Source organism: Arthrobacter arnarulunnguaqae, assembly GCF_051262515.1.
In the GTDB taxonomy this organism is placed as follows: domain Bacteria; phylum Actinomycetota; class Actinomycetes; order Actinomycetales; family Micrococcaceae; genus Arthrobacter_N.
This window is the reverse complement of record NZ_JBIMER010000027.1, coordinates 1-24,707: the sequence shown is the minus strand read 5'-3', so window position 1 is coordinate 24,707 and position 24,707 is coordinate 1. Positions and strand designations below refer to the sequence as shown.

Here is a 24,707-nt window from a genome sequence, read left to right as displayed (position 1 = left end):
AGCCAGTGGACAACACCCCACCCCCGAAGCCAACCAACAAAACGGGGAGGGCGAGTGCCCAGACGAATTAGCCGATCGCGGCGGCAACCCGTGCCGCGTCGTCGACGAGACCAGGTAACTGCTCCGCCAGCAGGGCCAAGCCCAATGCCATCATCACGATGCCGCTCGCGAGCGTCACGCCGCGCGCGGCCCCCGGGCGGGATCGGAGCAGCCGTCGGGCCCCCACCGCCACCAGCGTGTAAACGCCGACGGTGATCGCGAAGTGGGACAACCCGAGGATGCCCGTCTGCACGGGAATGGGCAGCGCCTGCCCGGCCGCGACGAACTGAGGGATGAGTGCCAAATAGAGCAGGAGAGCCTTGGGATTGGATGCACTGATGCCAAGTCCCTTGAGGAAACTGCGGCGGGCGGCGGAGCGTGCCGCGGCTGCCTCCGCGGCGACGTCGAAAGTACCGTCGCGGTCGTCGGGGACGCGGTTGCCGTCGCGCGTGCCGCCGCCGTCGTAATCCGTGGCCGCGAAGCCGGCGCCGCGCCATGAGCGCGCTGTCGTGATGCCGAGCCACAACAAGTAGCCGGCGCCCAGGACGGTCAGACCGGTGAGGAGTTCGGGACGGGCGGCAATGAGCGCGGCCAGCCCCGCGACAATGAGTGCCGTATGGACCAAATAGCCGGCGCACAGCCCAGCCACGGCCGGGGCCATGCGGTTCCTGCCGAGTCCGGCGGCAATCGAGTAGGCCCAGTCCGCCCCCGGGGTGAGCGCGAGCGTCACGGAGACGACGACGAAGCCAAGGATCATCTGTGGTTCCACGGGGCGGCTCCTGGTGCGGGGACGGGTGCCCCTCAAGCCTAGGAAAATCCCGGGGAAAAGTGCTGTCCCGATTGATCGCCAAAACCGCGACAAAGGATAAGGTTTATGCGTGATTGACGACATTGACAAAAATATTTTGCGCAACCTGCAGCACGACGGGCGAATGACTGCCACGGCACTGGCCGGCGTGGTGGGCCTGACGGTCGCCCCGTGCCACCGCCGCCTGAAGGAACTCGAATCCTCCGGCGTCATCCAGGGATACCGCGCCGTCGTCGACCCCGCGCGGGTGGGGCTGGGATTCCAGGCGCTGGTGTTCGTCACGCTGCGGGACCGGCAGAACATGCTCGCGTTCGAGGAGGCGGTCACCGGCATCGACCGGATTGTGGAGGCCAACCGCCTGTTCGGGGACCCGGACTTCCTGCTGAAGGTCATCGCGGAGGACCTGCCGGAGTACCAGCGCTTCTACGACGAGGTGCTGGTCGGCCTCCCCGGGGTGGAGAAGCTGACCAGCACCATCGTGATGAAGAATCTGAAGGGTGGCGGAACGCTGCCGCTTTAGTTGTTGGGGCCCGCCGGCGGCGTCCCGCCGGGGCGTCCGTGGGTGTCGCGGGAATTGTGCACCGACGTCGGGTGGTTCGTGGGGTTTCGCGCGCCGGTGCGCCGCTCCCGGAACTTGCGGACGAGCCAGAGGACGGCGGGCAACGCCATGCTCGCCAGGCGGAAGAATCGCAACATGTCTGCTCCTTGGTGATCCGACGTTACTTACGGTGCCAGCGTAGCCCCAGGCCGATGCCGTAGATTCTCTCCCACGGCGGTCGAACGCACCGCATAGCCGACACAGGGAGAGTAGTGATGGCCACCGACGAAAGCAATAAGCAGAAGAAAGAGCACGACGACGACGTCGTCTCCGACCCGGCGCGCACCGACGAGCAGGGCCAGGAGTGGGCGGACGAGGGCGGCGCGACGCCCGAGGGGCCGGCGACATCGGACGAGGGGTCGGCGACGTCGGACGACTAGTGGGCACGCGGGGCGCTCCGTTGTTCTGATATAGAATTTGCCGAACGACGGGGCGCGCCGTTTCGGCGTCCCCGGCTCCGATTCACGCCGAAAGGTCACCCTTGGCCAAGCCCGCCGACACCACGACGCCGGCCGCGGCCCCCGCGGATTCCACGCGTTCGCAGACGCTTTCGCGCGGAATCCAGGCGTTGGAGATCCTCGCTGACGCGCCGGGTCCGATGACCATCGCCGAGTTGGCGTCCGCACTCGGACTCCACCGGTCGATCGCCTATCGGATCCTGCGCACGCTGGAGGACCACCGCCTCACCACCCGCGACGAGTCCGGCCGTGTCCTGCCCGCGCCCGGCCTGGTGGTCCTGGCCCGCGGCGTGCAGCGGGCGCTGCAGACCGCGGCGCTGCCGGAGCTGAACGCCATCGCGAATGAGATGGCCATGTCCGCGCTGATCGTGGTCTGGGACCACCACGAATGCACCACGCTGGTCACCGTCGAGCCGCTGCACGGCCCGGCCACGGTGCTGCAACGGCCCGGAACGCGCCACCCGGCGGACCAGGGGGCGCCCGGCATCGCGATCCAGTCCACCTACACCGCGGCCGAGTGGGAGGCGCTGGAGACGCACGTCGCCTACCGGCAGGCGGCCGTAGAGGCCCGCGAGACCGGCTACTCGACCAGCCGCGACGAGGTCATCAGCGGCGTGTCCTCGGTGGCCGCGCCAGTGGTGGTTCCCGGGCAACTGCGCGCCGCCGTCGTGGTGGTCTATGCGACGGCCGCCAGCTCGCTGTCCCCGGCGACGATCGGCGCGCGGCTCACCCGCGCGGCCGCGACGATCAAGCGGGCCATGGGCGTCTGAGTCCCCGGGTGATACGCTTCACACAGTTTCGTATACGATTTCGTACATCACATCTGGAGAGCCCGTGAACCCCGACGCGAACCCCACCACCGCCACGACCACGGTGGACCAGTCCACGCTGGACGCCGCCGGCAAGGTCCTTGCCGTCCACCTGAGCTACGCCTCCCGCGCGGCCCAGCGCGGCCGGACGCCGGCGTTCCCCTCCTATTTCATGAAGGCGGCGTCGTCCCTCTCGCTCACCGGAACCCCGGTGGAGCGCCCGGCCGGCACCGAACTGCTGGCCTTCGAGGGCGAGATCGCGCTCGTCATCGGCTCCCTCGCGCGGCGCGTTTCCGTCGAGGAGGCCTGGGGCCACGTCGGCCACGTGACCGCGAGCAACGACCTCGGCGTCTACGACATCAAGTACGCGGACAAGGGCTCGAACGTCCGTTCCAAGTCCGGCGACGGCTTCACTCCGATCGGCCCGGCGCTGCTGCCGGCCGCCGCCGTAGACCCGGCCGCTCTGCGGGTCCGCACGTGGGTCAACGGCGAGCCGGCCCAGGACGCGACCACCGGGGAACTCATCTTCTCCTTCGCGCAGATCGTCGCGGACCTCTCGCAGCAGATGACGCTGCACCCGGGCGACGTCATCCTCACCGGCACCCCGGCGGGGTCATCCGTCATCGTGCCCGGGGACACGGTGGAGGTCCAGGTCGACGACGAGGCCGCCGGCCTGAGCACCGGTCGCCTGGCGACGCCGGTCGTCCAGGGCGCCGAGGGCTTCGCCGAGTTCGGGAACCGGCCGAAGGTCACCGACGCCGACCGCATCGACGCGTTCGGCACGGCCGAGGCCGCGGGAATCGCGCCGGCGGTGACGGGCGCGTCCGCGCTGACCGAGGACGTCAAGGCCAAGCTGCTCTCCGTCGCGACGGCCACCATCTCCGGGGCGCTGCGCAGGCGCGGCCTGAACAACGTCTCCGTCGACGGCCTGCAGGCGACCAAGGGCCTGCGGAAGGTCATCGGCACGGCCCGCACGCTGCGCTATGTGCCGAACCGCGAGGACCTCTTCAAGTCCCACGGCGGCGGATACAACGCGCAGAAGCGCGTCATCGACTCGGTCGGCCCGGGCGAGATCCTGGTCATGGAGGCCCGCGGCGAAAAGGGCTCCGGCACGCTCGGGGACATCCTCGCCCTGCGCGCCCAGGTGCGCGGCGCCGAGGCCATCATCACCGACGGCGGGGTCCGCGACCTGGCGGCCGTTGCCGCGCTGGAGATCCCCACCTTCCACAACGGTGGACACCCGGCCGTCCTGGGCCGCAAGCACGTCCCGTGGGACACCGACGTGACCATCGGCTGCGGGGGTGCGACCATCCAGCCCGGGGACATCATCGTCGCCGATTCAGACGGCGTGCTGGTCATCCCGCCGACGATGGCAGCCGAGATTGCCGACGAGGTCGTGGAGCAGGAGCGCCAGGACACGTTCGTATTCGAGATGGTCAAGGAGGGCAACCAGATCGACGGGCTGTTCCCCATGAACAAGGAGTGGAAGGCCCGCTATAACGCGTGGGTCGCCGAGGGCGCTGGCGCGCAGTGACCCCCAGCAAATCCGAGCAGGCCTACGCGCTGCTGCGCGGCAGGATCTCCAACGGGGAGCTGGTGGCTGGCTACCGGCTGGTGCTCGGGACCATCGCGGCCGAACTCGGATGCAGCGTGGTTCCGGTGCGCGAGGCGGTCCGGCGGCTGGAGGCCGAGGGCCTCGTGACGTTCGAGCGGAACGTCGGCGCGACCGTCGCCGGCACCGATCCGGAGCTCTACCTGCACACCATGCAGACGCTCGCGGTGATCGAGGGCGCGGCGACGGCGCTGGCCGCGCCCCGACTGAGGGCCGAGGACCTCGCCGCGGCGCGCGAGCTCAACGCCCAGATGCGGCGTTGCCTGGAGGACTTCGACGCGCGGCGCTTCTCCGCGCTGAACAACGAGTTCCACTCCGCGTTGTACGAGCGGTGCCCCAATCCGCACATCCTGGACCTGGTCCACCGCGGGTGGAGCCGGCTGCGCGCGATGCGCATGACCGCGTTCAGCCACGTCCCCGGCAGGGCCCGCAAGTCCGTCGAGGAGCACGACGCCCTGTTGGACCTGCTGGAGTCCGGCGGCGCCCCCGGCGAAATCGAGTCCGCCGCGCGCGCCCACCGGATGCACACGCTCAATGCCTTCCTGGAGGCGGCCGGCCAGGAGCACTCCGCCATCTGATTCCGGTCCCCGGTCCGCGCATGTCACAAGCCGACGCCCGTCGGTGTTTTAAGGAGTGAAGCGAAGTCCACCGCGGCACCCGTGAATGCCGTGGCGTCGCTTCCCTATAGGAGGACGACATGACGGGCAACACTCGGGTACTCCCGGCGGAGATCACCGGCGTCAAGGGGGTCCTGATGAAGCGGGTTGTGGCGAAGATGCTGGACCGGGTGCCCGCGCCGTTGGGCGTGTTTTGGCACAATCCCGCGGTGCTGAAGGCGTCTTTCGCGATTGGCCAGAAGTTCGAGAAGGCCCACGCCTGCGACCGGGGATTGAAGTCGTTCGCGCACATGGCGGTGGCGTCGTTGATCGGTTGCACGTGGTGCCTGGACCGCGGCTACTTCGAGGTTGCGAACAAGGACCTCGATCTGGATGGCGAGTACGGCTTCCGGGTACCGATAGTCCGGGTAGGTGGTACCGCTCATTTCGGCTAGGTGGTACCGCTGGGATGGGGTTTGTGGTCCTCTGAGGGATCGGGCAGCGCATTCGGCGTTGCCTCTTCGACGGAGGGGGGCCTTTGATGGCCGATTACAGTGCGATCCTCGGAGACGTCGACATGCGCCGGCTCCAAGCCCAAGAAGAACGCGCGAGAAAGGACCACTGGGAATAGCCGCTGCCCTTCGGCGCCGAGGCGGCCGCCCCGGCGCCGCGGTACCGAGCCGAATGCCGGTCAGGAACAGCCAACGTTGTTTCTGACCGGTACCGCCTCACTGAATCAACCGGTACCAAGTGCCCGGACCTGCCGTACCAACAACCCGTACTCGCCAATCTGGACAAGCTCGCTAGGTGCCGGGGTGGCGCGAGTCGGAGGTTTTCATTCCGCTGGAGCGCGACGTAATGACGTATGCCAAGGCGATGAGCCACACCCCGCCGACCGCCACCGACGAGATATCGGCGCGGTTGCTGTAGTAACTCGGCGCGGCGGCGATAGTCGAGCTGACCACGCTCATCGCGCTGGCCAACGCCTACACGCGGGCCAACGTGGCGCTCGGGATCGAATCGGACGGATTGGGGGTGTCCTGCGGCCTGCGCTTGCTCCCGATCAATATCGCGGATGCGTATCCTTCGCCTCGCGCGGCTTTGGCGCCCGACCGTCCTCGGACCGGCATCAGCGAAATGCCGGTGTGCCCGTGATGTGGTTGCCGAGTATCAGCGTGTGTACTTCGTCGGTTCCTTCGTAGGTCCGCACGCTTTCGAGGTTGTTGGCGTGCCGGAGCGGCGAGTAATCCAACGTGATCCCGTTGCCGCCCAGTATGGTCCGGGCCTCGCGGGCAATCGCGATGGCTTCGCGCACGTTGTTGAGTTTGCCCAGGGAAATTTGTTCCGGAACCAGTTCCCCTGAATCCTTGAGCCGGCCAATATGAATTGCCAGCAGAGTTCCTTTTTGGATTTCCAACAGCATATTCACGAGCTTTTGTTGCGTCATTTGGTAGGACGACAGGGGCTTGCCAAACTGCAATCGCTGCTGCGAATACCGCAGGGCTGCCTCGTAGCTGTCGCGTGCTGCTCCCATTGCGCCCCAAATGATGCCGTACCTCGCCTCGTTGAGACACGAGAACGGGCCACGCAGACCACGCGCACCGGGCAGCAGAGACGTCGCCGGGACACGCACATTATCCAAATCGACATCGCACTGCACGGATGCCCGCATCGAGAGCTTGGCGTTGATCGGCGTAGCGGTGAAACCGGGCGTATCCGTCGGCACCAGGAAACCGCGGACTCCCTCGTCGGTCATGGCCCAGATGACCGCCACGTGGGCGATGGAAGCCAAGCCGATCCACCGTTTAGACCCCGTGATGACCCAGTCCGAGCCCTGCTTTCGAGCGAATGTCTTCATGCCTGACGGATCGCTTCCCGCGGTGGGCTCGGTGAGCCCGAAACATCCGATGCTGCGGCCTGTGGCCATCTCCGGAAGCCACTCGTTCTTCTGCGTCTCGGTTCCCCATTTGTGGATTGCGCTCATGGCGAGCGATCCCTGCACGCTGACCAAGGTCCGGATTCCGGAGTCTCCGGCCTCAAGCTCCAGTGCGGCCAAACCGTATTCGACGGCGGACCGCCCGGGGCAGCCGTAGCCGTCCAAATGCATGCCCAGAACCCCCAAGTCGCCCAGTTCGTGCATGATCTCGACAGGGAAACTCGCGGATTCATACCACTGGGCGATATTCGGTCGGATGCTTTCATCCACAAAGGCTCGAACGCGGGAACGTCCGGCTAGCTCCGTGGATCCGAGCAATGTGTCCAGCCCTAGGATGTCCGAGGAACCGTAGTCCGCGTCCGTTGAGACTGACTTTTCCGTAACAGCTGTCATGCGCTTCCTCCTGAAAGTGGGGCCACGTGTTCTGGGCCCGGTGCGTCATCTCACTCTGGCAGGTAGATTACTGTCAATCCAATACCAAATCTGTCCCCAATTGATGTTTCGTAAACAAATATCGAGGACGCCGGCAGCGTCGAATTCCATAGTCGATCCAGGTATCAATCTTCTTGAAAGTTGGTATTGGAAGTATCGGTCCATGCTCTGCAAGAGTGACGTGCATAACATTTTCGACAATCCGGCCACTGAATCCGCACGTGTCGGCATCGGAATGCCTGAGGGGATCCCATGAAAAAAATCTTGCTGTGCGTCGGCCTTGCCAGTGTTCTGGTGGCTGGCATTATCGTCAGCAGTTCGCCGAAAAGCCGCGATTACACCAGCAACCAGCTCGTGATGACCACGTATGGCGTGGGCACCGGAACTTTCAACGACCTTGCGGCCGTTGCCGACAGTCTCACACGGGTCCAAGGCACCCAGGTTCGGATCCTGGCCTCGGATACGTCAATCGGCCGTGTGGCTCCGCTCCACGCCGGCAGCGCCCAATTCAGCCGGATGGGGGACGAGTACTACTTCGGCTTCGAGGGAATACAGGATTTCGCCAGCAAGACGTGGGGTCCGCAGGACCTTCGCGTGGTGTGGGCGCCCATGGGGAACTACGGACTCCTCGCGCGCACGGATGCACAAATCGCTTCCTTCGAAGATCTGAAGGGAAAGAGGTTTCCTCGGATCATCGCGAACACCTCCATCAATCTCAAATTGGAGGCTTACCTCGCTTATGGCGGGCTCACTTGGGACGACGTCGTTCCCGTGGACCTCAGCTACAGCGATCAAACAGAGGCATTGGACGCCGGTCGACTCGACGTCCTCTTCAGCAGTGCCTACGGCTCGAATCTCGAGGAGTTGGCGAGCACTGTCGATGTCGACTGGCTCAGCATGGAAGATGATTCGCCAGCCAAACTTGCGGCGGTCCACGAAATCGCCCCCATGGTCACCATTGGCGAGTTCTCCGGCGCTCCAGGCATGGAGGAAGGGGAATCCGCGAAGAACTTCGCCTATACGGTTCCACTTTCCGCGTACGCGAAGACTGAGCCGCAAGCCGTTTATGACTTGGTGAAGGCCATGGATGAGAACTTCGATCGCTACAGGAGCACGACCCCCGCTACGAGCGAATTCGCCTTGGACAAGGTTCTCCACGAACCGCTGGTGGTCCCCTTCCATGAGGGAACCGTCCGTTATCTGCGTGAGCAGGGGCTTTGGACCGAGAAGGCAGAGCGAAAGAACCGCGACCTCATACAGCGCCAGGTGACACTCCGCGCTGGATGGGACTCGTTCGTCAAGACCGCCGACGAGGACAACCTCGCCCGGGAATGGACAGCTTGGAAGGACGAGAACCTTGACTAATGGAACCGTTAGCACGGCAGGAACCGCGGTGCGGCAACGATTGGGCACCCCATGGCGGAGCGTCGTGGTCGTCTTCACCCTCGCAGGTCTCCTGCTTTCGATGAATCAGGCGTTCTTTTGGAACTTGTTCGGTGTGCCCCTGCTGACCCACGCCTACCTCTATTTCATGTTGGCGTGCTTCCTCTCCATCGTCTTCATTATCTTCCCGGCAACGCGCGCAAAGCCATCCGCGGCCGGCGAGCCGGACGAGGGCGCGCCTGCGGTGACTCCGCTTGCCTGGTACGACGTCGGACTATTCGGGCTGACGATCGTGGTGACCCTCTACTTTGGTTCCCGTGCCGAGGAGATCCTCAACATGGGCTGGGATTATGCGGCCCCGGCACTCGGCGCCGTATTCAGCGTTCTGCTGTGGGGACTCGCCGTTGAAGCCCTGCGGCGCACCGCGGGCTCGACGGTAGCCGTGATCGCATTCCTCTTTTCGGTGTACCCCATGTTCTCTTCGCGCATGCCGCTCGGTTTCCTGCAGGGCATATCGCATGACTTCCGTACCACTGCGCAAATCCATGCGGTGGGCGTCGAAGGGATCCTGGGTCTTCCCCTGCAAACCGCGGCAAGCATCCTCATAGGTTTTCTTCTCTTCGGCGTGGTTCTGCTTCATTGTGGGGGCTCGGCGTTCTTCCATGACCTGGCACAGTCACTACTGGGCGGCAAGCGCGGAGGAGCGGCCAAGGTCTCGGTGGCCAGCAGTGCTTCGATGGGCATGATGAGTGGAAGCGCCGTATCGAACGTGCTAACCACCGGTCCCATGACCATTCCCGCCATGATCAAATCCGGGTTCTCCGCAAGATACGCGGCGGCAGTGGAAGCTACGGCGTCCTCCGGAGGATCCATCACTCCGCCGGTAATGGGCACCGTGGCCTTCTTGATGATTTCCTTCATTGGGGTTCCGTACCGCGAGATTTTGATTGCCGCCACCATTCCCGCGATCCTCTATTACGTAGGCATCTACCTCCAGATCGATGCCTATTCGGCGAAGAAGGGTCTTCGCGGGCTCCCTAAAGACCAGCTTCCCGATTTCAAGCCGGTCATTAGGTCTGGCTGGCCCTACCTGGCCGCCTTGGTGATGTTGACGACATTGCTGGTGGTGACCACGGAAACGCAAGCGCCCTACTGGGTGGCCGGAGCACTGGTTGTATTTGGACTGTTCAAGAAGAACGGGCGGTTGACCGCCTCGCGTCTCGTTGACATGGTCTTTGACTGCGGTAAGACCATTAGCGAAATCTTGGGGATCATCGCGGGGGTGGGACTCATCGTGGGCGGACTGAGCATGTCCGGCGTCACGCTCTCCCTGGCACGAGAACTGCTGGTGCTTGTGGGCGACAACGTGGTCCTCATGCTCGTGGCCGGAGCCATTACCTGCTTCATTCTCGGCATGGGCATGACCGTCTCCGCTGCCTACGTGTTCCTCGCCATTGTGATGGTTCCGGCCGTCGTGGAGGTGGGAGTCGATCCCATCGCGGCGCATCTCTTTGTGGTGTACTGGGCTGCCGTTTCCTACATCACGCCGCCGGTGGCGTTGGCGTCGTTTGCAGCCGCAGGAATCGCCCGGTCTGATCCGATGAAGACGAGCCTTTCAGCCATGAAACTAGGGGCCGTGAAATATGTGGTGCCCTTCGGGTTTGCCCTGAACCCGGCGCTGGTGGCACAAGCGCCGTTGCCAGAGGTGCTGATGGCCTTCGCGCTGAGCCTGGTGGGGGTCTACGCACTGGCCTGCGCCTTCGAAGGATGGATGTTGGGTTTGAATCAGACCCTACCCCCGTACCTGCGCCTGCTTGCCGGCTTGGGCGGGGTGAGTCTCATCATGCCGGGAGTCCTCGCGGCGGCCCTGGGCGGCGCCCTGCTGGGGTCGGTTCTACTATGCGCGCTGTTGGCGCGAAGAAGAGGGGAAAACATGCCACCGGCGGATGTTGCCGAAACCAAGGCCCAAGAGCCCGTGCAGCCCGCACGGCAGTAGTTGTAGGGGCAAGGGGGCGCAGCCAGATCATCCTTCGAGGCTCAGTAGGCCGGTCCCGGAGACGGCAGGGGAGCCTCCGAAAGGCGCAACACTTCCTTCAGGGCGGGACTGCTGTCCTCAGTGCGCCAGATCAGCCGAAGCCGGATTGGATCCACATGGTCTTCCAGCGGCAGGAAGACCACACCCGGGTATGTGATGTTCGCCGGAACGGACGATACCGTCAGTGAACATCCGATTTCGGCGGCCACCAAGGACAACAGTGTGGAGGTGTCCGGGGCGACCTGAACGATAGACGGCACGAAACCGTTTTCGTGGGCGAGTCGTTCCAAATGGTCCCGAAGGACCGCGCCCGGATCCGGCGGAAGCGCCACGAATTCCTCGTCGGCGAGATCCGCCATGCGGAGCGACGACCGGTTGGCCAATCGGTGGCTCGTGGGCAAGGCGACCACTAGGGTCTCCAGTGCCACCGTCCGCGATTCGACGCCGGCGGGAAGGAAATTCCAGCGACCGAGGCCTATATCCATAGTGCTGGCGATGACCTCATTCAACGCCGGAACCGCGAAGTAGGAGCTGTAAAGCTCGAGGTCGATTCCGGGGTGTGTCTGGCGCACGAGCTTGGCAAGCTTCCCCACCATGACATGAGACGAGACGCCGGCGAAGGCAATGCGCACCCTCCCGGCCTCGCCCTTGCCTGCCGACGTCACCGCCGCCTTGGCGCGGCGTACCGCGGCGATGATGTCCTCAGCGGGCTGGACCAGCGCGTCTCCCGCAGTGGTGATCTTGACGCTTCGGGTGCTGCGTTCAAAGAGCTGGGCGCCGAGCTCGCGTTCGAGGTGTTTGATCATGCGGCTGAGAGGCGGCTGGGCCATATGGAGGCGCTCCGCCGCCCGGCCGAAGTGAAGTTCCTGGGCCACGGCGAGAAAAGCACGTACATGCTGGAGTTCCATGAACGTGATTATTTCTATTTATGCCATTCGAGTCAAATGATTTTTGCAAATATACAAATAATCTCTCCCCATCAAAGACGTGCTCGATTCGGTGCCGATATTTGCGTGGAAAGGAATAATCACCGCATCAATTTGTATTGGACGTGACCTAATGTCTCTGGAACTGTTGGTGACACAGCACACATTCTTGAAGGGGGATGGCCGTGACCAGGTTTGCAGCCGACAGATTGAACGACCTTTTCGGCCGTCAGGGAAGTGGCCCGCTCAGCGGGGTCATCGTCGCGGATTTCAGCCGTGTTCTCGCCGGGCCCTATTGCACAATGCTCCTCGCGGACATGGGCGCCACCGTCATCAAGGTCGAGTCGCCCGAAGGCGACGACGCCCGTATGTGGATACCGCCGTCCCGGGACGGGGAAGGCACTTTCTTCCTGTCCGTGAATCGCAATAAGCATTCGATCGCTCTCGACTTCAACGATGCGGAAGACGCCGCTCTGGCCAAGCAATTGGCTACGAGTGCGGACATTATGGTGGAGAACTTCAAGCCGGGAGGCCTGAAGCGCTACGGACTGGATTACGAATCCGTTGCGGAGGCCAATCCCACCATTATCTACGCGTCCATCACGGGATTTGGAACCGCGGGTGGAGCGGAGTTGCCCGGCTACGATCTGCTCGTTCAGGCGGCTTCCGGCATGATGAGCCTGACCGGAGACCGAGACACGGAGCCGTACCGTGCCGGTCTGGCCCTTTTCGACGTCATCACCGGTGTTCATGCCAGCACGGGAATCGTTGGCGCCTTGCATCACCGGGACAAGACCGGTGAAGGCCAGCTTGTGGAGTTGAATCTCCTGTCCTCGGCCCTCTCGGGGATGGTCAACCAGTCGGCCGCGTATGTGACCGGGGGCGTTGTGCCCACCCGCATGGGCAACGAGCATCCCAGTCTCTACCCCTACGAGCCGATGCTCACGGGCGATGGGAGGTTGGTGATCGCCGCCGCGAACAACGGCCAATTCGCCAAGCTATGTCGTGTCCTCGGGGTACCCGAGGTTGCCTCGGACACCCGTTTCCGCACGCCCGAACAGCGCAACGTTCACAGGGCGGAACTAAGGATCCTTTTGGAGGGGCAGCTCGCGGCTCGGTCCGCGGAGGAATGGTTCTCGGTTCTGTCCGCGGCGGGCTTGCCTTGTGCTCCCATCCAGGACGTGAAGGGAGGCATAGAACTGGCGGAGCGGCTAGGACTGGATCCCGTGGTGCTGCCGGAGCGCGGCGAACGGCAGATCCCCACCGTCCGGCATCCCGTGAAGTTCTCCAAGACGCCGGCCACCTACGATCTGGCGCCTCCGGTTCTCGACTCGAGTTCGGAGTTGGTCCGCAATTGGCTTTCGGAGCGTTTGGCGGTAGCGCTGTGAATCGGCGGTTCAGCGCCGAGGTAGCGGTGCGATGGTCTGACCTCGACCTGAACGGTCACGTGAATAACGCGCGGGTTGTCACCCTGCTCGAGGAGGCCAGGATTCAGTGGCGTGCGCAGTTGTCGGACATGCCGCCTCTGGACCGCGGGCATGCCACGGTCGTTGCCTCACTGAAGATTGACTATCTCAAATCCATATCCTTCGATTCCGATCTCCTCATCCACCTCAGCGTGGCTCGCATCGGAACCCGCTCCTACACGCTGGACTACGACGGCGAGCAGGACGGCCAGCGGGTTTTGTCGGCCAGCACAGTCATGGTTCCGCTGACGGGAGACGGTAGTGGCGCGAGGGCTCTCGTCATGGAGGAACGTGGGGAACTAAACCGCTACCTGGTTGTCGAACCGAGAACCAAGGACATCCCCGAAGACCGCACCTTCGCCTAAATGGCGCGGACGCCCAACAACCAAGGACAGAAGGACAATCATGACCGAAGCATTTCTTGTGGGGGGCGTTCGCACGCCCACCGGCCGCTATGCCGGGGCGCTGTCCTCGGTGCGTCCGGATGACCTGGCCGGCCTCGTGGTACGGGAGGCGGTCGAGCGTTCCGGGGTGGATCCCGAAGCCATCGACGAAGTGATTCTCGGCTGCGTCAACCAATCAGGCGAGGATAACCGCAACGTCGCTCGCATGGCCTCATTACTGGCGGGCCTGCCCGTCTCGGTTCCCGGACTCACCGTCAATCGCTTGTGCGCTTCGGGCCTGAGCGCCATTCTCCTGGCTTCGCAGATGATCAAGTCCGGCGCGGCCGACGTGGTTGTGGCCGGCGGCGTTGAATCCATGTCGCGCGCACCATGGGTGATGGCGAAACCGGAGAAGGCCTTCGGGCGTCCGGGCGAACTGGCCGATACCTCACTGGGCTGGCGATTCACCAACCCCCGCTTCCGCGAGCAGGAGAAGACCACTTTCTCGATGCCCGAAACCGCTGAGGAGGTCTCCCGCCTCGAGGGGATCAGCCGCGAGGACGCCGACGCGTTCGCCGTCGCCTCGCATCGACGCGCGCTAGCCGCGGTGGCCGCGGGAAGGTTCGCCGACGAAATCCTTCCGGTGGAGACCAAAGCCGGATTGTTCGAAATCGACGAAGGCCCGCGGCCGGGGACGTCGTTGGATGCGCTGGCCGGATTGCGGTCCGTCGTGCGGCCCGGTGGGGTAGTCACCGCAGGGAATTCCAGTTCGCTGAACGACGGGGCATCCGCCATTGTGGTGGCGAGCGAACGTGCGGTGCGCCGGTTTTCGATGGTGCCGCGCGCACGGGTGGTGGATGGAGCGTCCGCCGGTGTGGCTCCGGAGGTAATGGGGCTGGGGCCGGTGCCGGCGACGGAGAAGGTTTTGGCACGTGTCGGATGGGACGTCGGGAGTCTGGGTGCGGTCGAGCTCAACGAGGCCTTTGCCACGCAGGCGCTGGCTTGCATCCGTCGATTGGGCTTGGACGAGGGAACGGTCAACAACGACGGCGGCGCCATCGCTCTCGGGCACGCGCTTGGATCCTCGGGTGCCCGAATCACGGTCACCATGCTCGGTCGCATGGAACGCGAAGGCGCGGACCGGGGTTTGGCGACGATGTGCGTAGGCGTGGGCCAGGGGACGGCGATGCTGCTGGAGCGGGTCTAGTTGCGGCCGTGACGCACGCGCAAGGATGCATGCGCAAGCCAGTGAAACCGCACCAATCCGACATGTCAGGAAGAGAACATTGACCACACAGAACGCAAGCAGCGACTATTTCATGCTCGACGACGAGCTCACCGATGCCGAAATCGCCCTCCGCGACAGGATTCGGGAATTCGTCGCGACAGACATCCTGCCGATCATCAACGACTATTGGGAGCGGGCCGAGTTCCCGCACCAATTGCGGCCCGGCCTGGCGAAGCTCGGGATCATTGGCAGCACCATCGAAGGCTACGGCTGTCCCGGTCTGAGCCGGCGCGCCGCCGGCATCGTCGCACGCGAAATCGCCCGCGGCGACGGCTCGATCAACACCTACATCGGCGTTCACTCGTCGCTCTGCATGGGAACCATCGCCATGCTCGGAAGCACGGAACAGCGCCAACGCCTGCTACCGGAGATGGCCACGCTTGCGCGCACGGGTGCCTTCGCCTTGACGGAACCCGACCACGGGTCCGATTCCGTGGCGCTCGAAACCAGTGCCCGCCGGGATGGAAGCGAATGGATCCTGAATGGGCATAAGCGCTGGATCGGGAACGGCGACGCCGCGGACGTCGTCGTCATCTTCGCCCGGGACGACGCAGACGGCCACGTGAAGGGTTTCGTCATGGAGAAGGACGCCAACGGCGCGCACCCCTCCGGCTACACGCCCACTGTGATTACCGGAAAAATGGGCAAGCGCGCCATCCTGCAATCCGACATCCTCATCGAGAACCTGCGCATTCCGGAGACGAACCGGTTGGAGAACTGCAACTCCTTCCACGATGTCTCCAGGGTGCTCACGGCGACCCGCGGCGGCGCCGCCTGGGAAGCCGTCGGCCACGCCATGGCTGCCTACGAGATTGCCGCCAACTACGCCGGGGAGCGCAAGCAGTTCGGCCGCCCGATTGCCAGCTTTCAGCTGGTGCAGAACAAACTGGCGAACATGTTGTCCGAACTCACCGCAATGCAGTTGATGTGCACGCGCATGGCCGAGCTCGCCGATACCGGCCGACTCACCGGACCGATGGCATCGATGGTTAAGATGTCCACCGCGCAGAAAGCGAAATGGATCTGCAACGAGGCCCGCGACATGCTCGCCGGCAACGGTGTCCTCATGGAACGGCACGTCGCGCGCCACCTGACCGACATGGACATCGTCAGCACCTACGAGGGCACCGATTCAATCCAGTCACTCCTTGTGGGCCGCGACATCACCGGCATCTCAGCCTTCAAGTAGGCCCATCCGTGCCACCGCAACCAAAAACCCGAAAGGAAGCCATGCCAGATCCCACGCCACGTCCGGCCCCACGGGCCGCCATCGCACGGCACGGAGCCGTCGCCCTCGTCACGTTCGACGCCCCTCCCGTCAATGCTCTGGGGGGCGCCGCACGGGAGGCCCTGGCCGATGCATTCGACCGGATACTGTCGCAGCCGGGTGTCCAAGCGGTGGTGCTCACCGGCACCGAACGCTCCTTCTCCGCCGGAGCCGACATCACCGAGTTCGGCGGTGGCGGCACTGCCATCACCTTGCCCGAACTCGTAGACCGGATCGAGCACTTCCCGTTGCCGGTGGTCGCCGCCATGGCCGGCGTCGCACTGGGTGGGGGTCTCGAACTGGCTCTGGCGGCGCACGCGCGGGTGGTCCATCCCGGGGCCGTGGTGGGACTCCCGGAAATCACGTTGGGCATCATTCCGGGAGCCGGTGGAACCGGGCGATTGCCGCGGATCGTCGGGCCGCAACTCGCCGTCGAAATGATCCTGTCCGGTAAACGCCTCGGCGCGGTCGCCGCCCGGGAGGCAGGACTTGTGGACGCGGTCCTCGGCGCCGAGGATTTCGTCGGTGAATCGGTCGCCTGGGCGGCATCTCGTTTCGCGGATTCGGCAGGCGCAGTCGGCGGGACTCCCCGGTTCCCGGCCCTGACTCGAAACCGAACGGACAAGATCGCCGGGGCCGACGCCCCGGGAACGGTCGAACGATTGGCGGCCACAGCGCTGCGCAAAGCCAAGGATCCCTTGGCCGCCCGTGCGGCGGTAAAGGCGATCGCCGCAGGTCTCGAGGAGGGGTTCGACGCCGGAGCAACCGTCGAACGACGGCTCTTCCTCGAACGCGTGGCCAGTCCTGAGGCAGCGGCGCAGCGGCATCTTTTCGCCGCCGAACGGGCGAGCCGCAAACCGCGGGCCCTCGACGCTGCCGGCGGAGCGATTGCCCGCGAGATCGAATCCGCAGGCGTCATCGGCGCCGGGACCATGGGTGGGGGAATAGCACTTGCCCTAGCGGCCGCGGGCGTTCCTGTCACGGTCGTCGAAACCGGGCAGGAGGCACTCGACCGCGGGTTGGCGCAGGTGCGGGGGAATCTCGACGTTTCCGTCGCCCGCGGTAGCCGCACTGCGGCGTTGGCAGACGAACAGTTTGCGCGCATCAGCGGAACCCTCGACTACGCGGATCTGGCGACGGCCGACCTGGTGATCGAGGCGGCGTTTGAGGACCTGGAGGTGAAGCGGGAGATCTTCAGCCGTTTGGACGCACACACCCGGTCGGAGGCGGTCCTCGCGACCAACACGTCTTATCTCGATGTGGATGCGGTGGCAGCCGTCACGGCCCGTCCGGGTCGAGTGCTTGGAATGCACTTCTTCAGTCCCGCGAACGTGATGGAACTCGTGGAGGTCGTGCGCGGGAGACAGACGGAGCCGGGTGTTCTCGCTTCCGCTTTCTCCGTGGTCAGGCGCTTGGGTAAATGCCCGGTAGCTGTCGGCGTCTGCCAGGGGTTCGTAGGGAACCGAATGCTGGCGGTCCGCGGTCGACAGGCGGAGGCGTTGCTTTTGGAGGGTGCGCTCCCCGGTCAGGTCGACGACGTCCTGACCGACTTCGGATTCCGGATGGGACCGTTTGCCATGGCGGACATGGCGGGTCTCGACATCGGCTGGCGGAGCCGGAAGGCGCAGGGGACAACCGCGCCGATTGCAGACGCCCTGTGCGCGGCCGGACGATTCGGGCAAAAGACCGGATCGGGGTTCTTCGCCTACGACGGAAGGGAACGTTCGGAGGATGCGGAAGTCGCCCGGATCATTGAACGCTCAAGCGTCAACCGGGGGATCGAACGACGCGGAATCGGGGACGACGAGATCCTCGAACGGCTGTTGTTTCCCATGATCAACGAGGGTGGCAGGATTCTCCAGGAGGGTATCGCCGAGCGACCGGGGGACATTGACGTCATCTGGGTCAAGGGATACAGCTGGCCCGCCTACCGCGGCGGTCCGATGTTTTACGCCGATCAGATCGGACGCGCCCGCATAGCCGAGAGGCTGGATCACTACGCCACGGAGACAGGGGATGCGACGCTTAGACCGTGCGCATGGCTGACTGACGACTGACGGTGCATACCGCGCCCAGGGCCCGGGTAGCCCTGGCGGGTCGGGGGAGCCGCGACGTCGAGGACGAACACGCCGTCGTCGTGCGTTTCGAGCCACTCCTCGAGCGCGGCGAGGTCCGCCAGCGGCGTCAGCCATCCGTGCCGGCGAATCTAGCGGCGGGCCCGCGCCTTGGGGTTGTCGAGGGCCGCGAAGAGCAGGCCGCCGACCATCGCCATGTTCTTGTGGAACTGCGTCCGCTGCATTTTCCGCGCCGCCGGATCCTCCACCGTCCAAAACGGGTGGCCGGCGATGGTGGTCGAGACCATGGAGCCGGCAAGCACCAGCGCCGAAAGCCGGGGGAGGACGCCGAAGGTCATCAGGGCACCGGCGGCGGCCTGGATGCCCCCGTTGGCGCGCACCAGCGTCTCGTCGTCGAACGGCAGCGGAACGACCCTGCGCACGCTGGCCAGGGTGGAGGCTGCCATCTCCACGCGTGCGCCGGGGGTCTTCCACGCGTCGTAGCCCAACACCGCGTAGGTGCTGCCGGTCAGGGAGCGCGCCGCGGTGCGGACGGGCAGGGAAGCGATGCTGTTGAGGTTCATGGGTTCCTTCAGTAGCTGGCGGGGGTTCCGGCGTCGTGCCGGGTGCCGTTCTCGTTCGGCGTCTCGCCGATGAACGTGGCTGCGAGCGCCTCGGTCCCGCGGGCGAGGAGCGCAACGTCGGCGCCGACGTTCACGAAGTCCGCGCCCGCCTCGAGGTAGGCGCGGGCCTGCGCCTCGACGAAGGCGTTGACGCCGACGATCTTACCGGCCGCCTTCACCGCGCCGATGGTGCGCACGACGGCGTCGACGACGTCTGTGTGGTCCTGCTGCCCGAGCAGGCCCATGGTCGCGGCGAGGTCCGAGGGGCCGATGAAGACGCCGTCGATCCCGTCCGTGCCGGCGATGTCCGCGGCGTTGGCGACGGCGTCCGCGGACTCGATCTGCACGAGCAGCGTGATGAATTCGTTGGCGCGGGCGAGGTAGTCGGGGACGCGGTTCCAGCGCGCGGAGCGGGCGAGCGCGGAACCGACGCCGCGCATGCCCTCCGGGGCGTAGCGCGTGGCGGCGACCGCGCGGCGGGCGGCATCGGCGTCGTCCACCATCGGCACGATCAGGGACTGCGCGCCGAGGTCCAGGTACTGCTTGATGGCCACCGGATCGTTGGCGGGGACGCGGACGACGGCGACGGTCGGGTACCCGGCGATGGCCCGCAGCTGCGCCAGGACGGATTCGAGCCCCATCGGCCCGTGTTCGGCGTCGATCAGCAGGTAGTCCAGGCCCGATCCGGCGCAGATCTCGGCGATTCCGGCGTCGCCGGAGTTCAGGAACATGCCCGCGATCGTGCGGCTGCCGGGCGTGAAGAGGTCCTTGAGGGACTTCGGCGGGTTTACTCGAAACGGCATGTGATGGTCCCCAGCTTTCCGTAGTCGGCGAAGACGGTGTCGCCCTCGTGCACCCAGAGCGGACGGGTGAAGGAGCCGGCGAGGATGGTCTCCCCGGCCTTGAGGCCGTCGCCGTGGGCGGCGATCTTGTTGGCCAGCCAGTACACGCCGGCCGCGGGGTGGTTCAGGACGCCGGCGGCGACGCCGGTCTCCTCCACCGTCTGGTTCTTGTAGAGGATCGCGGAGATCCAGCGCAGGTCCACGTCGTGGGGGCGGACGGGGTTTCCGCCGATCACCATGGCGCCCATGGCCGCGTTGTCGCTGATGGTGTCCACGATGGTGCGGCCCTCCATCTCGATGCGCGAATCCAGGATCTCCAGCGCGGGGACGACGTACTCGGTGGCGTTCAGGACGTCGAAGATGGTGGCGTTCGGTCCGGTGACGTCCTTGTTCAGGACGAACGCGAGCTCCACCTCCACGCGGGGGTGGGTGTACTGGTCCCACTTGATGGTGCAGCCGTTCTCCAGGACCATGTCCTCGAAGATGATGCCGTAGTCCGGTTCGCTGATGCCGGTCGCGGCCTGCATGGCCTTGGACGTGAGGCCGATCTTGCGGCCGGCCAGGCGGCGTCCGTCGGATTCGGAGCGCTGGCGCCAGAGGTTCTGGACCCGGTAGGAGTCCTCGATGGTCATCTCCGGGTACCGGGCGGTCAGGCGCGCCACCGGGGTGCGCGTCCGGCCCGCCTCGACGAGCTCGTCGGCGATCTGGGTGATGGTCTCTTCGCTGAGCATGGCCCACCTTTCGTTCGCTGCCGCGGGGCCGGGCCCGGCGGTCTGGTCTTGCGGTGTCGTGGGGTTGACGGACTGGAGTGCCCTCCCTCACACTAGATCGTATACGATTTCATGTACGAAAAACACGTCGATTCAGGTTCCATCTTGGACCCCGGCGTTGTTGAACCGTAACCGTGGAAACTCGAAACCGTGGAAAGAAGACCATGACTCAGCACTTCGTACCGGAGAATTTGCCCAACCACCTCCAGCACTACATCGGTGGCGAGTTCGTCGATTCCGTCGGCGGGGAGACCTTCGAGGTCCTGGACCCGGTGACCAACCAGACCTACGCGACGGCTGCGGCCGGGCAGAAGGCGGACATCGACGCGGCCGTCGCCGCCGCCACGGAGGCCTTCAACAACGGCCCGTGGCCGAAGATGAAGCCGCGCGAGCGCGCCAAGGTGCTGCACCGGATCGCCGACGCCGTCGTCGCGCAGGAGGACCGCCTCGCCGAGATGGAAACCTTCGACACCGGCCTGCCGATCACCCAGGCCCGCGGCCAGGCGCAGCGCGCCGCCGAGAACTTCCGCTTCTTCGCCGACCTGATCGTCGCCCAGCACGACACCGCGCTGAAGGTCCCCGGTTCCCAGCTGAACTACGTGAACCGCAAGCCGATCGGCGTCGCCGGCCTGATCACGCCGTGGAACACGCCGTTCATGCTCGAGTCCTGGAAGCTGGCGCCGTCCATCGCCTCCGGCTGCACCGTGGTGCTCAAGCCGGCTGAATTCACGCCGCTCTCCGCGTCCCTGTGGGCGACCATCTTCAAGGATGCCGGGCTGCCCGACGGCGTGTTCAACCTCGTCAACGGCATCGGCGAGGAGGCCGGCGACGCGCTGGTCAAGCACCCGATGGTCCCGCTGATCTCCTTCACGGGGGAGTCCTCCACCGGCCAGCTGATCTTCCGCAACTGCGCCGAGAACCTCAAGGGCATGTCCATGGAGCTCGGCGGCAAGTCCCCCGCCATCGTCTTCGCCGACGCCGACTTCGACGCCGCGATCGACTCCACCCTGTTCGGGGTGTTCTCGCTGAACGGCGAGCGCTGCACGGCAGGGTCCCGCATCCTGGTGGAGCGCCCGATCTACGAGAGGTTCGTCGAGGCCTACGCGGCCCGCGCCAAGAAAATCAAGGTCGGCGACCCGCACGATCCGACCACGCAGGTCGGCGCGCTGGTGCACCCGGAGCACTACGACAAGGTGATGTCCTACGTGGAGATCGGCAAGTCGGAGGGCCGCGTCGTGGCCGGCGGCGGGCGGCCCGACAGCCTGCCGGAGGGGCAGGAGAACGGCTCCTACGTCGCGCCGACCGTGTTCGTGGATGTGGCACCGGACGCCCGGATCTTCCAGGAGGAGATCTTCGGGCCGGTCGTCGCGATCACCCCGTTCGACACCGACGAGGAGGCGCTCGAGCTGGCCAACAACACCAAGTACGGACTGGCCGCCTACGTGTGGACCAACGACCTCAAGCGCGCCCACAACTTCGCCCAGGACGTCGAGGCCGGCATGGTGTGGCTCAACAGCCACAACGTGCGCGACCTGCGCTCGCCCTTCGGCGGAGTCAAGGCGTCCGGCCTCGGCCACGAGGGCGGCTACCGCTCGATCGACTTCTACACCGACCAGCAGGCCGTCCACATCACGCTCGGCGACGTGCACACCCCCAAGTTCGGCGCATAGCGCCTCCGTCTCGAAGGAGAGATCACCATGAGCAACACCATCCCCAAGCCCTCCGTTCCCGCGCCGGACATCCTGCGTTGCGCGTACATGGAAATCGTCGTCACCGACCTCGCGAAGTCCCGCGCTTTCTACGTGGACCTGCTGGGCCTGCACGTGACCTTCGAGGACGACGAGCGGATCTACCTGCGCTCCTTCGAGGAGTTCATCCACCACAACCTGGTGTTGACGCTGGGGCCGGTCGCCGCCGTCGCCGCGTTCTCCTACCGGGTCCGCAGCCGCGAGGACGTGGACCTGGCCGAGGCGTACTACAAGGAACTCGGCTGCCGCACGGAGCGCCGGGCCGACGGGTTCGTCAAGGGCATCGGCGACTCGCTGCGCGTCGAGGATCCGCTGGGCTTCCCCTACGAGTTCTTCCACGAGGTGGAACACGTCGAGCGACTGCACATGCGCTACGACCTGTACTCCGCCGGCGAGCTGGTGCGCCTGGACCACTTCAACCAGGTCACCCCCGACGTCCCGCGCGGACGCAAGTACCTCGAGGACCTGGGCTTCCGCGTCACCGAGGACATCCAGGACGAGAACGGCGTGACCTACGCGGCGTGGATGCACCGCAAGGGCACCGTGCACGACACCGCCCTGACGGGCGGGGACGGGCCCCGCATGCACCACGTGGCGTTCTCGACCCACGAGAAGCACAACATCATCCAGATCTGCGACAAGATGGGCGCGCTGCGCATGTCCGACCGCATCGAGCGCGGTCCGGGACGCCACGGCGTCTCCAACGCGTTCTACCTCTACATCCTGGATCCCGACGACCACCGCATCGAGATCTACACGCAGGACTACTACACCGGCGACCCGGACAACCCGGTCATCACCTGGGACGTGCACGACAACCAGCGCCGCGACTGGTGGGGAAACCCCGTGGTCCCGTCCTGGTACACCGAGGCGTCGCTGGTCCTGGACCTGGACGGCAAGCCGCAGGACGTCGTCGAGCGCACGGATTCCTCAGAGATGGCAGTGACCGTCGGCGCCGACGGCTTCTCCTACACCCGCGCCCCCGGCGACGCCATGACCGGCGACCCGGGCGAGCAGGTGGGCTTCAAGATGGGGCACCAGCTGTGAGCAACACGCGGCAGGACCCCCACGCTAGGTAGATGCAGCGGCTGGTCGCATTCGCCACGATCGTCGGTACCACCATCGAGTGGTACGACTTCTTCATCTACGCGACGGCGGCCGGGCTGGTGTTCGCCCAGGTGTTTTTCGCCCCGGCGGGGGAATCCATCGGCCTGCTGCTGGCGCGGTGCCAATCGCCGTCGGCTACATGGTCCGCCGGGCCTTGGGGGAGTCCCGGTCTTCGAGGAGATCGCCGCCAGGAAGCGGCAGGCGCGCGACGAGCGATGCCGTCGGGCTGGAGCGCAGCGACCGATGCTGTATCCGGCGATGGGCATCTTCGCCTTAGGGCGCGGTCTGGGCTCCGGCCCGCAGGCCGCGTGGTACAACGAGATCTTCCCGGCGTCTGTGCGGTTCTCCGGCGTCTCGATCTCCTACGCGATGGGTGCCGTGATCGGCGGGGCGTTCGCCCCGACCATCGCGCAGGCGCTGATCAACGCCACCGGGAGCAGCGCGTACGTCTCGCTCTACCTGCTGGGCGTGAGGCAGGAAGTCGGCGCGACCGTCTTCGACAAGCGCCGCGCCCCGGCCATCATGCACGGGCCCCTTAACCCCGAGCTTCTTCGACATGTACGCGTATCAGGAGTTGAATGGGATCGGTCGGCGCGCGGTGAAAGCACCGCTGCGTCCGGCCTTTCCCCGACCATCCCACTCTAGGAGCGAGCATGGAAAACCAGACGCCAAGCAACGAGAACCCAACGTCCGAGGACTCCGGAGTTGGACTTGCCGGAGAATCGAACGAACGCTCCGCGCCGGAATGGACCGGGGGCCACGACGTGGAAAAGCCGTCCGCTGAGAGTGCCGATCCGGCAGATGTGCCCGACCTCGAAGTGGACGAAGAGAGCCCTGCAGAACCGGAAAACAGCTGATACGTAGGTACTTCCTGTCACGAGGCAGAGCCGCACGGTCCGCGACTGGTTGTCGTGGACAGCTCTTTCGTTCCCGTCGCCGCGTAGTGGCCGCAATGGCGCCGACGCGGACGGCGCCTCGCCCTTCTCCGTCGGCTTCGAGGTGGATGTTGGACAGATTCTTGTACTTTCCCGGGGATATGACCGGCAGCGCACTGGTGAGTGACGCATTGCCGCGACGACAACACGCACCGACACCAGCCAAGGGATTCGCCATGACCGCCCAGGGAACGCACCGCAGGCCGCCCCTTCACGGGGGGCCTCCCGACGGATCCGGCCGCGCGGGATACGACGCCCGGGTGCGAAGAAGATCATGGAAATCGAGCAGGCCGACTTCGCCAAACTCCCCGAGGGCTTCGGCGCCACGTGCGCATCTCCCGGAACGTGATCGCCCCGTACATCCTCGAAATCATCGAGTTGACCTTGAAGAAGAAGTAGCCCTGTCCTGATCAGCTTCCGGCCGATTCGTCCGGACCGGCATTGGTTTTCCTCGCGGTGGGCCAGGAGATGAACCACAGGACGAGACCCCGTGGCCGGGGGATCCCGGAGCCCGCCTCGGGGAGGGGGAAGAGAGCCCGGCGGAACCGGCCAACAGCCAGTCGCCGGATGAGTCCGGTTGTGTGGTTCACTG

General features: G+C 65.4%; 25 protein-coding genes and 1 pseudogene. 18 read left to right on the top strand and 8 right to left on the bottom strand.

Translation table 11 applies throughout. The features are described from left to right. Window positions 1-67 precede the first annotated feature (67 nt). Entirely contained in the window at window positions 68-808 is a 741-nt protein-coding gene (locus ACHAAJ_RS15145; RefSeq protein WP_435729077.1) for a LysE family translocator, read from the bottom strand. A 109-nt stretch (window positions 809-917) separates the two neighbouring features. Between ACHAAJ_RS15145 and ACHAAJ_RS15140 the strand changes: the two genes are divergently transcribed. Next, window positions 918-1,367 (top strand): Lrp/AsnC family transcriptional regulator, encoded by a 450-nt coding sequence (locus tag ACHAAJ_RS15140; protein ID WP_435729076.1) that lies wholly within the window; start codon window positions 918-920, stop codon window positions 1,365-1,367. Here ACHAAJ_RS15140 and ACHAAJ_RS15135 read toward each other — a convergent pair. Next, the gene (locus ACHAAJ_RS15135) at window positions 1,364-1,543 is read right to left on the bottom strand and encodes a hypothetical protein (RefSeq protein WP_435729075.1); all 180 of its coding nucleotides are present in this window, start codon (window positions 1,541-1,543) and stop codon (window positions 1,364-1,366) included. The two genes, ACHAAJ_RS15140 and ACHAAJ_RS15135, sit on opposite strands and share 4 nt — an antisense overlap. Before the next feature lie 117 nt (window positions 1,544-1,660). Here ACHAAJ_RS15135 and ACHAAJ_RS15130 point away from each other — a divergent pair, with 117 nt between their 5' ends. From ACHAAJ_RS15130 to ACHAAJ_RS15105, 6 genes are all read left to right on the top strand, one after another. Then, a complete protein-coding gene (locus ACHAAJ_RS15130) occupies window positions 1,661-1,825 on the top strand; it encodes a hypothetical protein (RefSeq protein WP_435729074.1) in 165 nt (54 codons plus the stop codon). 101 nt (window positions 1,826-1,926) lie between these two features. After that, complete coding sequence (locus tag ACHAAJ_RS15125) at window positions 1,927-2,673, top strand: IclR family transcriptional regulator (protein WP_435729073.1); 747 nt, start codon at window positions 1,927-1,929, stop codon at window positions 2,671-2,673. A gap of 64 nt (window positions 2,674-2,737) precedes the next feature. Then, on the top strand, window positions 2,738-4,246 hold the full coding sequence (locus tag ACHAAJ_RS15120) for a fumarylacetoacetate hydrolase family protein (protein WP_435729072.1): 1,509 nt from the start codon (window positions 2,738-2,740) through the stop codon (window positions 4,244-4,246). Beyond that, window positions 4,243-4,902, top strand: a complete 660-nt coding sequence (locus tag ACHAAJ_RS15115; protein ID WP_435729071.1) for a GntR family transcriptional regulator — start codon at window positions 4,243-4,245, stop codon at window positions 4,900-4,902. Before ACHAAJ_RS15120 ends, ACHAAJ_RS15115 begins: the two co-directional genes overlap by 4 nt. A gap of 119 nt (window positions 4,903-5,021) precedes the next feature. Further along, complete coding sequence (locus ACHAAJ_RS15110; protein ID WP_435729070.1) at window positions 5,022-5,375, top strand: carboxymuconolactone decarboxylase family protein; 354 nt, start codon at window positions 5,022-5,024, stop codon at window positions 5,373-5,375. A 352-nt stretch (window positions 5,376-5,727) separates the two neighbouring features. Then, window positions 5,728-5,850 carry a carboxymuconolactone decarboxylase family protein gene (locus tag ACHAAJ_RS15105; protein WP_435729069.1) on the top strand — a complete coding sequence of 41 codons (123 nt, stop codon included), beginning with the start codon at window positions 5,728-5,730 and terminating at the stop codon, window positions 5,848-5,850. 199 nt (window positions 5,851-6,049) lie between these two features. Here ACHAAJ_RS15105 and ACHAAJ_RS15100 read toward each other — a convergent pair whose 3' ends face one another. Then, window positions 6,050-7,249, bottom strand: coding sequence for an acyl-CoA dehydrogenase family protein (locus ACHAAJ_RS15100; RefSeq protein ID WP_435729068.1), 1,200 nt, complete (start codon window positions 7,247-7,249; stop codon window positions 6,050-6,052). Between the two features lie 291 nt (window positions 7,250-7,540). Here ACHAAJ_RS15100 and ACHAAJ_RS15095 point away from each other — a divergent pair, with 291 nt between their 5' ends. Both ACHAAJ_RS15095 and ACHAAJ_RS15090 read left to right on the top strand, forming a co-directional pair. After that, window positions 7,541-8,653 (top strand): TAXI family TRAP transporter solute-binding subunit, encoded by a 1,113-nt coding sequence (locus ACHAAJ_RS15095; RefSeq protein WP_435729067.1) that lies wholly within the window; start codon window positions 7,541-7,543, stop codon window positions 8,651-8,653. Between the two features lie 64 nt (window positions 8,654-8,717). Continuing rightward, entirely contained in the window at window positions 8,718-10,667 is a 1,950-nt protein-coding gene (locus ACHAAJ_RS15090) for a TRAP transporter permease (RefSeq protein WP_435729066.1), read from the top strand. Between the two features lie 41 nt (window positions 10,668-10,708). On the opposite strand, the gene ACHAAJ_RS15085 is transcribed toward ACHAAJ_RS15090, so the two are convergent. Then, entirely contained in the window at window positions 10,709-11,614 is a 906-nt protein-coding gene (locus ACHAAJ_RS15085; RefSeq protein ID WP_435729065.1) for a LysR substrate-binding domain-containing protein, read from the bottom strand. A 203-nt stretch (window positions 11,615-11,817) separates the two neighbouring features. On the opposite strand from ACHAAJ_RS15085, the gene ACHAAJ_RS15080 reads away from it, so the two are divergent. From ACHAAJ_RS15080 to ACHAAJ_RS15060, 5 genes are all read left to right on the top strand, one after another. Continuing rightward, window positions 11,818-13,020: a CaiB/BaiF CoA transferase family protein gene (locus ACHAAJ_RS15080; protein ID WP_435729064.1), complete on the top strand. Its 1,203-nt coding sequence runs from the start codon at window positions 11,818-11,820 to the stop codon at window positions 13,018-13,020. Further along, window positions 13,017-13,463, top strand: a complete 447-nt coding sequence (locus ACHAAJ_RS15075) for an acyl-CoA thioesterase (RefSeq protein ID WP_435729063.1) — start codon at window positions 13,017-13,019, stop codon at window positions 13,461-13,463. The genes ACHAAJ_RS15080 and ACHAAJ_RS15075 overlap by 4 nt, the downstream gene beginning before the upstream one ends. A 40-nt stretch (window positions 13,464-13,503) precedes the next feature. After that, window positions 13,504-14,688 (top strand): thiolase family protein, encoded by a 1,185-nt coding sequence (locus tag ACHAAJ_RS15070; RefSeq protein ID WP_435729062.1) that lies wholly within the window; start codon window positions 13,504-13,506, stop codon window positions 14,686-14,688. Window positions 14,689-14,767: 79 nt separating this feature from the next. Further along, window positions 14,768-15,958, top strand: a complete 1,191-nt coding sequence (locus tag ACHAAJ_RS15065; protein WP_435729061.1) for an acyl-CoA dehydrogenase family protein — start codon at window positions 14,768-14,770, stop codon at window positions 15,956-15,958. A 41-nt stretch (window positions 15,959-15,999) separates the two neighbouring features. Continuing rightward, entirely contained in the window at window positions 16,000-18,093 is a 2,094-nt protein-coding gene (locus ACHAAJ_RS15060; RefSeq protein WP_435729060.1) for a 3-hydroxyacyl-CoA dehydrogenase NAD-binding domain-containing protein, read from the top strand. Between the two features lie 149 nt (window positions 18,094-18,242). Here the strand turns inward: ACHAAJ_RS15060 and ACHAAJ_RS15055 are convergent, their stop codons facing one another. Genes ACHAAJ_RS15055 through hpaH form a run of 3 tightly spaced genes read right to left on the bottom strand, consistent with a single transcriptional unit; the run spans window position 18,243 to window position 20,286 of the window. Next, the gene (locus ACHAAJ_RS15055; RefSeq protein ID WP_435729059.1) at window positions 18,243-18,674 is read right to left on the bottom strand and encodes a DoxX family protein; all 432 of its coding nucleotides are present in this window, start codon (window positions 18,672-18,674) and stop codon (window positions 18,243-18,245) included. A gap of 8 nt (window positions 18,675-18,682) precedes the next feature. Then, entirely contained in the window at window positions 18,683-19,516 is an 834-nt protein-coding gene (locus ACHAAJ_RS15050; protein WP_435729058.1) for an HpcH/HpaI aldolase family protein, read from the bottom strand. Then, a complete protein-coding gene (hpaH, locus tag ACHAAJ_RS15045) occupies window positions 19,501-20,286 on the bottom strand; it encodes a 2-oxo-hept-4-ene-1,7-dioate hydratase (RefSeq protein ID WP_435729057.1) in 786 nt (261 codons plus the stop codon). The genes ACHAAJ_RS15050 and hpaH overlap by 16 nt, the downstream gene beginning before the upstream one ends. Window positions 20,287-20,489: 203 nt before the next feature. On the opposite strand from hpaH, the gene hpaE reads away from it, so the two are divergent. From hpaE to ACHAAJ_RS15025, 4 genes and pseudogenes are all read left to right on the top strand, one after another. Continuing rightward, window positions 20,490-21,995: a 5-carboxymethyl-2-hydroxymuconate semialdehyde dehydrogenase gene (gene hpaE / locus ACHAAJ_RS15040; RefSeq protein ID WP_435729056.1), complete on the top strand. Its 1,506-nt coding sequence runs from the start codon at window positions 20,490-20,492 to the stop codon at window positions 21,993-21,995. A 27-nt stretch (window positions 21,996-22,022) separates the two neighbouring features. Next, on the top strand, window positions 22,023-23,120 hold the full coding sequence (gene hpaD / locus ACHAAJ_RS15035; RefSeq protein WP_435729055.1) for a 3,4-dihydroxyphenylacetate 2,3-dioxygenase: 1,098 nt from the start codon (window positions 22,023-22,025) through the stop codon (window positions 23,118-23,120). Window positions 23,121-23,444: 324 nt separating this feature from the next. Beyond that, window positions 23,445-23,825 (top strand): annotated as a pseudogene (locus ACHAAJ_RS15030) (hypothetical protein); the annotation flags it as partial. Window positions 23,826-23,833: 8 nt separating this feature from the next. Continuing rightward, window positions 23,834-24,037: a hypothetical protein gene (locus ACHAAJ_RS15025; protein WP_435729054.1), complete on the top strand. Its 204-nt coding sequence runs from the start codon at window positions 23,834-23,836 to the stop codon at window positions 24,035-24,037. A gap of 488 nt (window positions 24,038-24,525) precedes the next feature. On the opposite strand, the gene ACHAAJ_RS15020 is transcribed toward ACHAAJ_RS15025, so the two are convergent. After that, window positions 24,526-24,707, bottom strand: a 182-nt coding sequence (locus ACHAAJ_RS15020) for a hypothetical protein (protein ID WP_435729053.1), incomplete at its 5' end; no start/stop codon positions are given.